General features: G+C 41.0%; 8 protein-coding genes, 15 tRNA genes and 1 rRNA gene. 1 reads left to right on the top strand and 23 read right to left on the bottom strand.

Going from position 1 to position 13979, the window contains the following annotated elements; genetic code table 11:
- Positions 1-76: 76 nt before the first annotated feature.
- The 3 genes from fusA to rpsL form a co-directional block, all read right to left on the bottom strand.
- Positions 77-2188: an elongation factor G gene (gene fusA / locus LKI_RS06945; protein ID WP_013103429.1), complete on the bottom strand. Its 2112-nt coding sequence runs from the start codon at positions 2186-2188 to the stop codon at positions 77-79.
- Positions 2189-2391: 203 nt separating this feature from the next.
- Positions 2392-2862: a 30S ribosomal protein S7 gene (rpsG, locus tag LKI_RS06940; RefSeq protein ID WP_013103428.1), complete on the bottom strand. Its 471-nt coding sequence runs from the start codon at positions 2860-2862 to the stop codon at positions 2392-2394.
- 15 nt (positions 2863-2877) lie between these two features.
- Entirely contained in the window at positions 2878-3291 is a 414-nt protein-coding gene (gene rpsL / locus LKI_RS06935) for a 30S ribosomal protein S12 (protein ID WP_010383887.1), read from the bottom strand.
- A 250-nt stretch (positions 3292-3541) separates the two neighbouring features.
- Between rpsL and LKI_RS06930 the strand changes: the two genes are divergently transcribed.
- Positions 3542-4213 (top strand): prepilin peptidase, encoded by a 672-nt coding sequence (locus tag LKI_RS06930; protein ID WP_013975197.1) that lies wholly within the window; start codon positions 3542-3544, stop codon positions 4211-4213.
- A gap of 6 nt (positions 4214-4219) precedes the next feature.
- Here LKI_RS06930 and LKI_RS06925 read toward each other — a convergent pair whose 3' ends face one another.
- The 20 genes from LKI_RS06925 to rrf all read right to left on the bottom strand — a co-directional run bounded on the left by LKI_RS06925 (position 4220) and on the right by rrf (position 13952).
- Entirely contained in the window at positions 4220-6694 is a 2475-nt protein-coding gene (locus LKI_RS06925) for an ATP-dependent Clp protease ATP-binding subunit (protein WP_013103426.1), read from the bottom strand.
- Positions 6695-6824: 130 nt separating this feature from the next.
- Positions 6825-7943: a peptide chain release factor 2 gene (gene prfB / locus LKI_RS06920; protein ID WP_013103425.1), complete on the bottom strand. Its 1119-nt coding sequence runs from the start codon at positions 7941-7943 to the stop codon at positions 6825-6827.
- A gap of 106 nt (positions 7944-8049) precedes the next feature.
- On the bottom strand, positions 8050-10464 hold the full coding sequence (gene secA, locus LKI_RS06915; RefSeq protein ID WP_013103424.1) for a preprotein translocase subunit SecA: 2415 nt from the start codon (positions 10462-10464) through the stop codon (positions 8050-8052).
- A 126-nt stretch (positions 10465-10590) separates the two neighbouring features.
- Positions 10591-11901 (bottom strand): serine--tRNA ligase, encoded by a 1311-nt coding sequence (serS, locus tag LKI_RS06910; RefSeq protein ID WP_013103423.1) that lies wholly within the window; start codon positions 11899-11901, stop codon positions 10591-10593.
- Between the two features lie 382 nt (positions 11902-12283).
- Positions 12284-12357, bottom strand: a tRNA-Ile gene (locus LKI_RS06905).
- Between the two features lie 46 nt (positions 12358-12403).
- Positions 12404-12474, bottom strand: a tRNA-Gly gene (locus LKI_RS06900).
- A gap of 31 nt (positions 12475-12505) precedes the next feature.
- Positions 12506-12578: transfer RNA gene (locus LKI_RS06895), tRNA-Phe, on the bottom strand.
- 20 nt (positions 12579-12598) lie between these two features.
- Positions 12599-12672, bottom strand: a tRNA-Asp gene (locus tag LKI_RS06890).
- Between the two features lie 2 nt (positions 12673-12674).
- Positions 12675-12748, bottom strand: a tRNA-Met gene (locus tag LKI_RS06885).
- 41 nt (positions 12749-12789) lie between these two features.
- Positions 12790-12879, bottom strand: a tRNA-Ser gene (locus tag LKI_RS06880).
- Positions 12880-12909: 30 nt separating this feature from the next.
- Positions 12910-12983 (bottom strand) — tRNA-Ile (locus LKI_RS06875).
- 13 nt (positions 12984-12996) lie between these two features.
- A tRNA-Met gene (locus LKI_RS06870) sits at positions 12997-13070 on the bottom strand.
- Positions 13071-13097: 27 nt separating this feature from the next.
- Positions 13098-13171, bottom strand: a tRNA-Pro gene (locus LKI_RS06865).
- 64 nt (positions 13172-13235) lie between these two features.
- Positions 13236-13309: transfer RNA gene (locus LKI_RS06860), tRNA-Arg, on the bottom strand.
- Between the two features lie 5 nt (positions 13310-13314).
- Positions 13315-13398, bottom strand: a tRNA-Leu gene (locus LKI_RS06855).
- 5 nt (positions 13399-13403) lie between these two features.
- Positions 13404-13475: transfer RNA gene (locus LKI_RS06850), tRNA-Gly, on the bottom strand.
- 7 nt (positions 13476-13482) lie between these two features.
- Positions 13483-13555: transfer RNA gene (locus LKI_RS06845), tRNA-Thr, on the bottom strand.
- Between the two features lie 39 nt (positions 13556-13594).
- A tRNA-Val gene (locus LKI_RS06840) sits at positions 13595-13667 on the bottom strand.
- Between the two features lie 3 nt (positions 13668-13670).
- Positions 13671-13759 (bottom strand) — tRNA-Ser (locus LKI_RS06835).
- Positions 13760-13835: 76 nt separating this feature from the next.
- Positions 13836-13952: ribosomal RNA gene (rrf, locus tag LKI_RS06830) — 5S ribosomal RNA — on the bottom strand.
- Positions 13953-13979 lie beyond the last annotated feature (27 nt).

The raw sequence follows: 13979 nt of genomic DNA, 5'->3' as shown, positions 1-13979 counted from the left end.
TGGACCATCGGTCAGTTTCTTAATAATAATTCATAGCAATGAATCATCTTAACATAAAGACACATGATCACAAATATTAAGATTCTTTACCACTATTTTTAATAATTTCTTCTTGAATATTCTTAGGAACAGCTTCATAATGATCGAAAACCATTTGGAACGTACCACGGCCTTGTGTTGCAGAACGCAAAGTTGTTGCATATCCAAACATTTCTGACAAAGGCACCTTAGCTTTTACAGCTAAGACGGGTCCACGTGATTCTTGGCCTTCAATCATACCACGACGTGCTGAAACATGTCCCATCACATCACCAAGGTTATCTTCAGGGGCAACAATATCAACAGCCATAATTGGTTCAAGAATAACGGCACCAGCTGTTTTAGCAGCTTCTCTCAAAGCTAATGAGGCAGCAATTTTGAAGGCTGCTTCAGAAGAATCGACATCGTGATATGAACCATCATACAATTTGGCCTTCAAGTCAACCAATGGGAATCCAGCCAGAGGACCTGCATTCAAAGCATCCTTCAAACCTGCCTCAACTGAAGGAATATATTCGCGAGGCACAACACCACCGACAATGGCATCATCGAATTCAAATCCTGCACCCTCTTCATTTGGTGAAAATTCAATATAAACATCTCCATATTGACCTTTACCACCTGATTGGCGTTTAAAGAATCCACGAGCTTGAACAGTTTTAGTAAATGCTTCACGGTAGGCAACTTGTGGTGCACCAACAGTTGCCTCAACGTTAAATTCACGGCGCATACGATCAACCATGATATCCAACTGCAACTCACCCATACCAGCGATAAGAGTGTCACCTGTTTCAGGGTTTGTTGTCGCACGGAATGATGGATCTTCTTCAGCTAACTTTTGGATAGCATTAGACAATTTGTCTTGGTCAGCTTTTGTTTTAGGCTCAATAGCTAATTCAATAACTGGTTCTGGGAACTCCATTGATTCAAGAACCAATTGATTATCAACAGAAGTCAATGAATCACCCGTAGTCGTATTCTTCAAACCAATAGCTGCGGCAATATCGCCTGAGAATACTTCTTCGATTTCAGTACGTGATGTGGCATGCATTTGTAACAAACGACCAACACGTTCACGTGTATCTGAAGATGTATTTTGTACATATGATCCTGACTTCAAAGTACCAGTATACACACGCATAAATGTCAAACGACCAACGAATGGATCTGTCATAATTTTGAATGCCAAGGCAGCAAATGACTTGTTATCATCGGCAATCAAGTCTACTTCTTCACCAGTTTTCGGATCATTAGCAATATATGGCTTAACATCTAAAGGTCCTGGCAAGTAGTCAACAACGGCATCCAACATCATTTGAACACCCTTATCTTTATAGGCTGAACCAGCAAGTACTGGATAGAATTGCAATGCCAAAGTAGCACGACGAATGGCAGCCTTTAATTCCTCAATTGAAATATCTTCGCCTTCAAGATACTTTTCCATCAAGTCATCATCGACATCAGCAACCGCTTCAATTAAAGTATTACGCTTTTCTTCTGCCAAATCTTTCAATTCTGCTGGAATATCGCGTGGTTCCCACTTTTCGCCCAAATCATCCACTGGGTAATAAGCTTCTTGAGTGATTAAATCAATAACCGCTTCAAAGTCATCTTCAGCGCCAATTGGCCATTGAATAGCTTCCGCATTGACTTGCAAACGTTCGTGAATTGAATCCACTGACATTTGGAAATCAGCACCCATTTTATCCATCTTATTGACGAATACAATACGTGGTACGTCATATGTTGTTGCTTGACGCCAAACAGTTTCTGTCTGTGGTTCAACACCGGCAGCACCATCCAAAACCGCTACGGCACCATCCAAAACACGTAGTGCACGTTCAACTTCAATTGTGAAGTCCACGTGACCTGGTGTGTCAATGATGTTAACACGGTAAGGTGTCTTTTCGAATTGGTCAAAGAAACCATGCCAAACAGCCGTTGTAGCAGCTGATTGAATCGTGATTCCACGTTCCTTTTCTTGTTCCATGAAATCCATTTGTGAAGCACCATCATGTGTTTCACCAATTTTGTGAATTTTACCTGTGTAGTACAAGATACGTTCCGTAGTTGTTGTCTTACCCGCATCAATGTGGGCCATAATACCAATGTTACGTGTACGTTCTAGTGGGTATTCACGTTTTGCCATTGTGAGTTATCTCCTGGTTTTTGTTCTGTATGCAACAAAAAGCGACACAGAATTGTGTTCGCTTTTTGACGATAAACACTGGCAGTATTTATCGTCTACTGTCATTGTACGCTACTATTGCAACTTGTGAATAACTAAAATATTCTAAGCAACACTACTTAACGTATATCACAATCGGTACAATACCAATTGCACCGTAGGTTTTACCAACGATAGTGAGCGAATGCACGGTTGGCTTCAGCCATCTTGTGCGTATCTTCGCGCTTCTTTACAGATGCACCTGTATCGTTAGCTGCATCCATAATTTCTTTTGCCAAACGCTCGTCCATTGTGTGTTCGTTACGCAAACGTGAATAGTTTACCAACCAACGTAGTCCCAATGTTGTGCGACGGTCAGGACGCACTTCGATTGGCACTTGATAGTTAGAGCCACCAACACGGCGAGCTTTAACTTCTAATACAGGCATGATATTTTCCATGGCTTGTTCAAAAACTTCCAAGGGTTCATTACCAGTAGCTTCCTTGATATGATCAAAAGCATCATACAAGATTGTTGAAGCAGTTCCGCGCTTTCCATCAAGCATCAACTTGTTGATCAAACGTGAAACGAGCTTTGAATTGTAAATTGGGTCAGGCAAAACTTCCTGACGCTTAGTATAACCTTTACGTGGCATTAGTCAGTCTCCTTCTTACTTTTTTGGCGCCTTTGTGCCATACTTTGAACGTGATGTCATACGACCATCAACACCAGCAGTATCCAATGCACCACGGATAACGTGGTAACGTACACCAGGCAAATCCTTAACACGGCCACCGCGAATCAAAACAACTGAGTGTTCTTGCAAATTATGTCCAATACCTGGAATATAAGCAGTCACTTCATACAAGTTTGAAAGACGCACACGAGCGTACTTACGTAAAGCTGAGTTAGGCTTTTTTGGTGTCATTGTTCCGACACGTGTAGCAACCCCACGCTTTTGTGGTGCAACATTATTTGTTGCTTTCTTCTTCATTGAGTTATAGCCGAAGTTCAACGCAGGTGACTTTGACTTAGTCACTTGTGACTTACGAGGCTTACGAACTAATTGGTTAATTGTAGGCATTCTACGCTCTCCTTAAAATTTTTATTATTCTACACAGTTCCAGGTGTATCATTGTTGTTATTAAACAAAAATGCTCACATGAAATCTGCTGACAATTGCCTTTGCAGCGCCGTTCAGCACGTTGTGATGTTATCACAGAACAGATTACTTAAAAGCACGTTCAATATAATAACAGATTGAGCTCTAATGTCAATAGCATAGGCTACATTATATTTTTTGAGTTTTATTTACATTAGCCGTATGATACTTTATGGAAAATTTACTTATTTTAATTTTAAACGCGACTTTAGTCTCAAGTATCATGTGTTTGGCAGATCGTATCAATCATGGCGTTAATGTCCTTATCAAACGTTCATTTTGTTGGCATTGTGGCCATAACTTAAAGTGGTATGACTTAATACCTGTGTTTTCTACAATATTAACTCGTGGTCATTGTCGTTATTGTCAAAAAAAATTCGGTGTACACTATGCCATTTTTGAATTTTTAGGTGCACTCATTGGTAGCTTGTTATTTTCAGATACGACCACTTGGATTACTGCTTATCTGCTATTTTTTCTAGCACTTGAAGATTGGCATAATGAACGCATTCATTCAGATATATTAATGCCTTGGATTCTATATTTGTTTATCCAAAATTGGGGAGAACCCAAACTGCTACTAACTTGTTTAGTAATCACAATCAGTATATTACTGGTACACTACCGACAGGCTATGGGGAAAGGAGATATCCCTGTTTTGCTGGTACTAACTTTAATTTCTACGACACAGTCATTTGCACTATCGTTACTCATCGCTTCTACACTCGCACTTGTCCGTCTTAAAATTAGACAGGTCAAGCAACTACCCTTTGTACCATTTCTTTACATTGGATGGCTTGTTGTGACTTTAATTGAAAAAACGCTCATAATCAGTCATTTATGAGCGTTTTTATGCTTTAGTGGGCTCTTTTTTTATTGGTTTGATATTAATCTTAATCTCGCCATTCTTAGCACCGATTGTAACCGCGCTTTCTGTAGTAATTTGTCCACTAAGTAGTGCCTCACTCAATGCATCTTCGACCTTAGTCTGCAATGCTCGTCGTATTGGACGTGCACCATATTCAGGATCAAACCCAGCACTAGCAACAACATCGATTGCAGCTGGTGTGATTTTGACAGAAATACCTTGCTCCGCAACACGTTGCAAGACGGAGCGACTCATTAGCTTGACAATTTGGTGCAACTCTTCTTTAGTCAAAGCATCAAAAACAACAGTCTCATCTAAACGATTAATGAATTCTGGTCGAAAGGTATCTTTTAATGTTTCACGAATTTTTTCGGCAACTGCTTCATTATTATTTTTAAGGTCAATAGCACCAAATCCCATTGATTTTTCATCACGCAGTCTTGTTGCTCCTAGATTAGATGTCATAATGATAATCGTATTTCGAAAATCAATTTTACGACCCTTAGAATCTGTCAGAAAGCCATCATCAAAGACTTGTAGCATCAAGTTAAATATATCTTGATGTGCTTTTTCTGCTTCATCTAATAAAATAACCGAATACGGATGATTTCTAACTTGTTCAGTTAGCTGCCCGCCTTCATCATACCCAACATATCCTGGTGCTGACCCAACTAAGCGTGATGATGACCACCTCTCCTGATACTCTGACATATCAATTCGAATCATATGATCTTCACTACCAAACATTGCTTCCGCTAATGCTTTGGCTAGCTCTGTTTTTCCGACACCGGTAGGGCCCAAAAACATAAAGGCGCCAATTGGTCGACTCGGATCCTTCAGACCAGAACGTGCACGTCGAATAGCCCTTGCTACTGCTGAGATTGCCGGTTTTTGTCCAATAACCCGCTTGCCTAATAACGACTCTAAGTTGACAAGTCTTTGCTGTTCATTCTTTTCAAGCTGGGTCAATGGTACCCCTGTTTGCTGTGATATCACCTCAGCAATATCTTCTGATGTCACATGTAAATCATACTGTGGTCGCTGATTTTCTTGTGCCTGAGCGGCTTTAGCAGTCAATTTATTGACCTTGGTTCTTAACTTCATTTCTTCTTTTCGCAACTCAGCAGCTGCTTCAAAGTTCAAAGCTGTGATAGCAACATCTTTCGCATCAATCACCTCAGCTAATCGACGTTGATTCTTACTCAATGGTGTTAATTTGTCCACCGCATCAATGCGAACCTTGGCACCTGCTTCATCCATTAAATCAATTGCCTTATCCGGTAAAAATCGATCCGTGATATAACGTGATGATAGTTTAACAGCAGCGTTCACAGCGTCATCATCAATTTGAACCTGATGGTGTGCTTCAAATTTTGGTCGAATACCTGTTAAAATGGCAACAGCATCCTCTTGAGATGGCTCATTAACAGTTACCGGAGCAAAGCGACGTTCCAACGCAGCATCTGCTTCCACGTATTTTTGATATTCATCAAACGTTGTCGCTCCTAATGTTTGTAATTCACCACGAGCTAAAGCTGGTTTCAAAATATTTGATGCATCAATTGCTCCCTCTGCACCGCCTGCACCAATTAATGTATGCAATTCATCGATAAATAGAATAACGTTCCCATCATTGTAAATTTCTTCAATTACTTTTTTTAATCGATCTTCAAATTCACCACGATACTTTGTTCCGGCTACAAGCGAACCCATATCTAGAGCCATTAATCTTTTGTTTTTTAATGTTTCAGGCACTTCGTCTTTAACAATACGTTGTGCTAATCCCTCAGCAATGGCTGTCTTTCCAACGCCTGGTTCGCCGATCAAGACAGGATTATTTTTAGTTCGGCGAGATAAAATTTGTACCACACGGCGAACTTCTTTAGAACGTCCTATAATTGGATCCATCTTGTCGTCTTTGGCAAGTTGCGTCAAATCACGTGCCAAACCATCCAAGGTTGGTGTGCCCTGAGCTTGTTGTTTATCGCGTTGTTTCATCTGCTTACGAACATCAGTCACGCCAAGTTTACGCAAGATAGCACGACGCATTTCTTGCAAATTTGCATCTAATGCCAACAAAATACGTGATGATAAAATACTTTCATCTTGTAATAAGGCCAACAACATATGCTCTGTTCCAATTTTAGGTTGCGCAAGCGCACGTGATTCATCATTAGATTGACGTAGAATGTCTGCTGCTTTGGGTGAGTAAGGCAAGTAACTATTTTTGTCATAGCGCGTTGTCATACCATATCCTGTGAAATGTTCAATTTCTTCACGAATGTCATCATCTGTAACGTTGAATTGACCCAGTATCTTACTAGCAATTCCCTCTTTTTCAATCGCTAATGCAAGTAACAAATGCTCTGTCCCAACCGCTTGATGTTTGAAATATTTTGCTTGTTCTTGTGCCAAAACTAAGACATTTTGTGCACTAGGTGTATAATTGGTATCCATATTTTGCCCTCCGTGTTTTACGCAGTTAATGTCTAATGTTGACTTATATTATAACGCATTACATCTACATTAGAAACTGATTTGTTTGCTAATTCAAAAAGCCGAAACAGTTGTTTCGACCTTTACTTTTTTAATTAGGGTTTTTAAGGCTTAGTTGCCACTGCAAGTACGCATTAATAAATGGATCTAAATCACCATCTAATACTTGTTGTGGTTGGTTAGTTTCATAGTTAGTACGATGATCTTTGACCATCTGATAAGGATGCAAAACATACGACCTAATCTGCGAACCCCAGCCATTCTCCAATTTTTCACCTGTCAATGCCGCACGTTCTGCCTCTTGCTTTTCAAGTTCCAGTTGATACAATTTTCCCTTCAACAAGCGCATCGCATAGTCGCGGTTACCATACTGTGTTCTTTCCACGGTTGATGACACCACAATACCTGTGGGTTCATGAGTTAATCGTACCCCTGTTGATACTTTATTGACGTTTTGTCCACCAGCACCACCGGAGCGGAAAACATCCATTTTAATATCATCATCCCGCACCTCGACTTCAATCGTATCATCTAACTCTGGCATGACATCCACACTCACAAAACTCGTATGGCGGCGTCCAGCTGAATCGAATGGTGAAATACGAACAAATCGATGCACACCTTTTTCACTCCGTAAAAAGCCAAATGCATTGTGACCTGTAATTTTAATTGTTGCACTATCAATGCCAGCTTCATCGCCAGCATGGTAGTCCAAGACATCCACTTGAAAGCCATGCTGTTGTGCCCACCGTGTGTACATACGGTACAAATTGGCACCCCAGTCCGTTGACTCTGTGCCACCGGAGCCAGGATGTACCTCTAAAATAGCATTATTAGCATCATATGGCTCAGTTAAAAGTTGCTCTAAATTGTAGGCTTCAACATCTTTTTGAATCTTAGCAACATTTTCTTCTAATTCTGCCAGCATTTCAACATCATCAGGATCTTCAGAAAGCATTTCAATTAAAACATCAATCTCTTCAGCTTGATTCGTTAAATTTAAAAACGAATCACGTCTATTTTTTAATACATTATTTTCTTCAATTACTTTCTGTGCCTTGACATTATCATCCCAAAAGCCAGGTTCAGTCATTCGATTTTCAAAATCAGCAATCTCTTCCGTTAAGGCTTCTAAATCTAGCGTGCTACGAAAGCGCGTGATATTTTCTTTAATTTCCGCTAAAGCATGCTTAGCATCGATAATTTCCATTATTACTGTATCCCTTCAAAATAAAAACGATTATTAGATAGATTTAGGTCATCAATTACTCACCACTTTGCAAATACAAAGATGACCAGTAGTCAATACCATTTATCTACGCTTTTAAATTCTGACGAATTTCAGCTTTCATAAACGTACGTGTTGCATCGTATTCGACATCAACAATCATCTTATTAAAGTTTTCAAATGCTTCATTTTGATATTCTATGAGTGGATTCAATTGCCCATAACCACGTAATCCAACACCTTGACGCAAGCGATCCAATGAATCGATATGGTCTGTCCAGTGTTGATCTACTGCACGTAAAATCACAACTTTTTCAAATTCAAGCATTTGTTCAGGATCATATAATTGCCCTTTTTTAGCTTTATAGTTTATTTTAGCAAGGTCAAACAGCTTTGATTTAATTTGATCACGTGATAACTCTTGTAATTGTGAAGCCGTGATATCTCCTTCATGGACCAAAGCGTTATTGGCAAAAGTAATCACTTGTTCAAGATGCCAACCTGAGGACTTTTTGCTGATTGTTTGCGCATCTACCACGCGGTTAATCGTTCTTTCCACCATCGGCATCAAAACCCACTCTAAAGACTTTGACTCATCAATGACAACATCACGCTGATGATAAATCAATTCACGCTGTTCACGAACAACATCATCATATTGTAAAACGTTTTTACGTGTGTCATAGTTATTACCTTCAACACGCTTCTGAGCAGATTCTACTGAGCGTGTAATCATACGATTTTTGATAACAGTCTCTTCTTCATCAAGATTCATTCGTTCCCAGACAGCACGAATACGATCTGCACCAAAACGGATCATCAAATCGTCTTCAAGTGACAAAAAGAACTGAGAAAAGCCCGCATCACCTTGACGGCCTGCACGACCACGTAATTGGTTATCTATTCGTCGTGACTCGTGACGCTCAGTTGCAATAACAGCCAAGCCACCTAAATCAGCGACACCTGGCCCAAGCTTAATATCGGTTCCGCGTCCCGCCATATTTGTTGCTACAGTAACTGCACCACGTTGCCCTGCATTTGCAATGATTTCTGCTTCTTTTGCGTTATTTTTAGCATTTAAAACATTATGAGGAACATTTTGTGCCATTAAAATCTTTGATAGCAATTCAGAAGACTCTACTGACCCAGTACCAATTAAAATTGGTTGACCATTGGCATGCAACTCCTGTATTAAATTAACAACGGCATTATATTTTGCACGGACAGATGGATATAACAAATCAGCATAATCAACACGTTTAATTGGTCGGTTGGTCGGAATCGTAACAACCTCCATATTATAAATTTCGCGTAATTCTTCTTCCTCTGTTTTAGCAGTACCAGTCATACCGGAGAGCTTTTTATACATACGGAATAAGTTTTGATATGTAATTTGCGCCATCGATTTGTTTTCTTCTTGAATCTCAACATTTTCTTTGGCTTCAATTGCTTGATGTAGTCCATCTGATAGACGTGTTCCTTCGGAAATACGACCTGTGGCTTGATCAATTAACTTAACTTCCCCATTTTGAACAACATAATCTTTATCGTTAATATAGTTAAAGTTCGCACGTAAGGCTTGATCAATGTGATGTGTTAAAGCTGTATCGCCGGCATCATATAAATTATCTAAATTAAAGAAAATTTCACCTTTATGAATGCCTTCATTTGTTAGCATTGTTGTTTTAGCTTCTTCATCAATTTTGTAATCTTCATCAAACTGTAACGTTTTGACAAAACGATCAGCACGTCCATAAAGTTGTGATACCCCTGACCCAGGTCCAGAAATAATCAATGGTGTACGGGCAGTATCAATTAAAATAGAATCTGCTTCATCAATTAAGGCAAAGTTCAAACCACGCTGCATCACGCGTTCATCTGCTCGACGAACCATATTATCACGCAAGTAATCAAAACCAATATTAAAATTAGTCGAATACGTAATGTCGGCATCATAAGCCGCACGTTTTTCTTCTGCAGGTGCGTCACCTACATTGACTCCAACTGACAATCCAAGCCAATGATATAATTGCCCCATCTGCTCAGCATCACGAGATGATAAATAATCATTAACCGTGACAACATGCACACCGCGACCTGACAGCGCGTTAAGATAAACTGTCATAGTAGCCGTTAATGTTTTTCCCTCTCCTGTACGCATTTCAGCTAAGTTACCATCATGTAACGCTGCTGATCCCATAATTTGTACATGGAAAGGATATAATCCAAGGACTCTTTTCGCACCTTCACGTGCCACAGCAAAAGCCTCAGGTAAAATGTCATCTAAAGTCTTCGCTAATATTTTGTTCTGTTTGTCTTTATCTTTAACATCTGCTAATGCATCAGCAATAATTTGCTTAAACTGTGGTGTTTTTGCTTGCAAAGCTTCATCAGACATTGCAGACATTTGATCGGCATAGCTTTCTACTTGCTCAGCAATATGATTTAATTTTTTTAGTTGCTTTTTTGAATTATCAACTAATTTACGTATTGGATTTGCCATTGTTTTTAACACACAAGATTAATTTATTGTGTGCTTCTCCTCTGAAATATGAATTTGTGTGTTATCGCGCACAATAGTCTACTTTCAATTATAACAAAAAAACCTGATAAATACAGGTCTTTACTATTAATGATGTGATGTTGCTATTAACTTTTCTTGTCCACCTAGATAAGGACGCAGTACTTCTGGAATGGTCACTGTACCATCTTCATTTTGATAATTTTCTAAAATGGCTGCAACTGTACGCCCAACAGCTAGGCCAGATCCATTCAATGTATGAACCAATTGTAATTTGCCACTATCATCTCGGAAAGTAATATGCATACGTCGTGCTTGAAAATCTTCAGTATTTGAGACCGATGAAATTTCGCGATACGTATTTTGTTGTGGCATCCAAACTTCTACATCATATGTTTTAGCTGCTGAAAATCCCATATCTCCTGTTGACAACATGATAACGTGGTAAGGTAACCCTAATTGACGCAAAATATTTTCGGCATTATCAGTCATTTTTTCTAATTCATCATATGACTGCTCAGGTTTTGTAAATTTGACCATCTCCACCTTGTTAAATTGATGCAACCGAATTAATCCTCGTGTATCTTTACCCGCTGATCCTGCTTCCTTACGAAAAGAAGGCGACAATGCTGTAAACTTAATTGGTAAATCTTGCCCAGGTAATGTTTCACCAGCGTAATAATTTGTTAAAGGCACTTCTGCTGTTGGAATATAAGTTTGTTCTAACCCCTCTACACGGTATGCATCATCTTGGAACTTAGGGTATTGCCCTGTACCAAACATAGCAGAATCATTCACCACAATCGGTGTAATCATTTCTGTATAACCTTCTTGATGATGTTGATCTAACATAAAATTATATACTGCACGTTCTAAACGCGCACCATCTCCAACATAGTATAAAAATCGCGCACCAGAAACCTTGGCCCCTCTTTCGAAATCCAATATTCCTAAAGCTTCTCCAATATCAAAATGTGCCTTCAACCATTTAGGACTTTCTACTAAAGCATGTGGTCTATTTTTATATTCTGCCGGTTCCCATACACGTTGCTCAATGTTAGCTGACTCATCTGGGCCCACTGGTACCTCTGATGCTGCTAAATTAGGTAAGTGCGCTGCCAAATCTTGTACCTGTTCATCTAGTTCAACTTGCTTGCTATCCAATAATTTAATTTTCGAGCTGACCATTTGCATAGCTGCAATGGCTTCACTAGCATCTTCTTTATTACGTTTAGCATACGCAATCTTATCTGAAGCAACGTTACGATCCGCCTTCAAACTTTCAACAGTTCGAATTGTATCTCGACGTGCTTCATCCAAGGTGAGTAACTCTGTTAACTTTTCAGGTGCTACACCACGGTCTTGTAAGCGCCTCATAGCTTCATCCGTATTTTTACGTAAATATTTTATATCTAACATATCTTTCCCTTTCAATTAATCATTTGTAAAGTAAAAGCACGATTCTATCCCATCCAAAAAGGACAAGGGACGAAATCGTGCTTCCGTGGTACCACCCAGCTTTTATGTCAAGTATCAACATAACACTCTTAATCTGATAACGGTGATAACCGAGTGGCATTACCCACTAACGTGCGGCTTACTGGAGTTTCGAACTATTGTTTCACATCAACCAACAATTTTCTCAAATATTCTACTTATGGTAAGTCAATAAGTTTATTGTATCTAAATATAACTTAAAACGCAAGCTTTGCATAATTAATATGAAAGTAAGGCTAAAAAAGAGCGGGCGTGAAACCCACACAAAAAAAGCGATGCCCCAAGGACTTCGCTTCTTAATTCATGGGCCTGACAGGACTCGAACCTGTGACCCCTGCGTTATCAACACAGTGCTCTAACCAACTGAGCTACAGGCCCCTTTCTTTTATACCGCGCGACCATGACCACCCGCTGCATATAAAAAAGCGAATGACGGGAATCGAACCCGCATAGCCAGCTTGGAAGGCTGGAATTCTACCATTGAACTACATTCGCAGACTACCGCTTCGATACATCTCTGTACCTATGGCGCTGGACGGAATCGAACCGCCGACACTACGAGCTTCAATCGTATGCTCTACCAACTGAGCTACAGCGCCATCTTAGTACTTTCATACTACGGTCACAGCGGGGCTCGAACCCGCGATCTCCTGCGTGACAGGCAGGCGTCCTAACCAGCTAGACCATGCGACCAATTGCGGGAGCAGGATTTGAACCTACGACCTTCGGGTTATGGGCCCGACGAGCTACCAGACTGCTCCATCCCGCGATTATATTATTTCCGGTAACTCTCTGCTTGAGACTTACCTAAGGAGAATGTGGGATTCGAACCCACGCGCCGATTTCTCGACCTGACGGTTTTCAAGACCGTTCCCTTCAGCCAGACTTGGGTAATTCTCCATCATCTGTCTCACACAGCTCTACCGTGCATGGACCTTGTTGGACTCGAACCAACGACCGGACGGTTATGAGCCGTCTGCTCTAACCAACTGAGCTAAAGGTCCTTTAGTGAGCCTATCGCGGCAGGGGGGATCGAACCCTCGACCTCCCGGGTATGAACCGGACGCTCTAGCCAGCTGAGCTACACCGCGATCGTCTTTGGCAAACTGCTCTGCCAATCGGGACGACAGGATTCGAACCTGCGACCCCCTGGTCCCAAACCAGGTGCTCTACCAAGCTGAGCTACGTCCCGATACGTGCTTTCAGAGCCTCTGCCCTTTGACTTAAAAAAAGAGTTTGAATTCCTTCAACCTCTATGCACCTAGCAGGAGTCGAACCTGCAACCTCCTGATTCGTAGTCAGACGCTCTATCCAATTGCGCTATAGGTGCATATATGCCGGCGACCGGGATCGAACCGGTACGATATCTCTATCGCAGGATTTTAAGTCCTGTGCGTCTGCCTATTCCGCCACGCCGGCATACAAGCGGAAGACGGGATTCGAACCCGCGACCCCCACCATGGCAAGGTGATGTTCTACCACTGAACTACTTCCGCAGAATCATGCCGACTAAAGGACTCGAACCTTCGACCCCCGCTTTACAAGAGCGGTGCTCTACCAACTGAGCTAAGTCGGCAGCGCTTTATCCCGACGTGCCGGTCTTGACTTTCGCCAATGGACGCTACAGGGATCGAACCTGTGACCCCCTGCTTGTAAGGCAGGTGCTCTCCCAGCTGAGCTAAGCGTCCCTATGGAGAGAAAGGGATTCGAACCCTTGAAGCAATTCCTTGCTTACATGGTTTCCAACCATGCTCCTTCGGCCTGACTCGGACACCTCTCCCGATTCTTCCGTTCTCTCTGCTTTTGTTACTTTCTTACCTTCAAAAGTACTCCTCTCAGAGTACTCCCTATGTATGGCACCGCATCTTCCTATCCTCGCAGCCAGCGATCCGGCAACTACTTTCGGCGTGATAGAGCTTAACTTCTGTGTTCGGAATGGGAACAGGTGTGTCCTCTATGCTATCAATACGACACCTTCTTTGAGTTTTACACTCAAAACT

Origin of the sequence: Leuconostoc kimchii IMSNU 11154, from assembly GCF_000092505.1 — a bacterium.
Taxonomy (GTDB): domain Bacteria; phylum Bacillota; class Bacilli; order Lactobacillales; family Lactobacillaceae; genus Leuconostoc; species Leuconostoc kimchii.
Note: the sequence above shows the minus strand (reverse complement) of the source record. Positions and strands in the feature narration are given on the sequence as shown.

Bases quoted from the DNA above. Each gene is read 5' to 3' on its own strand.
- rpsG (WP_013103428.1), bottom strand. From the start codon at position 2,862: ATGCCACGTAAAGGTTATACTAAGCGTCAGGAAGTTTTGCCTGACCCA.
- serS (WP_013103423.1), bottom strand. From the start codon at position 11,901: ATGTTAGATATAAAATATTTACGTAAAAATACGGATGAAGCTATGAGG.
- LKI_RS06930 (WP_013975197.1), top strand. From the start codon at position 3,542: ATGGAAAATTTACTTATTTTAATTTTAAACGCGACTTTAGTCTCAAGT.
- fusA (WP_013103429.1), bottom strand. From the start codon at position 2,188: ATGGCAAAACGTGAATACCCACTAGAACGTACACGTAACATTGGTATT.
- rpsL (WP_010383887.1), bottom strand. From the start codon at position 3,291: ATGCCTACAATTAACCAATTAGTTCGTAAGCCTCGTAAGTCACAAGTG.
- secA (WP_013103424.1), bottom strand. From the start codon at position 10,464: ATGGCAAATCCAATACGTAAATTAGTTGATAATTCAAAAAAGCAACTA.
- prfB (WP_013103425.1), bottom strand. From the start codon at position 7,943: ATGGAAATTATCGATGCTAAGCATGCTTTAGCGGAAATTAAAGAAAAT.
- LKI_RS06925 (WP_013103426.1), bottom strand. From the start codon at position 6,694: ATGGATACCAATTATACACCTAGTGCACAAAATGTCTTAGTTTTGGCA.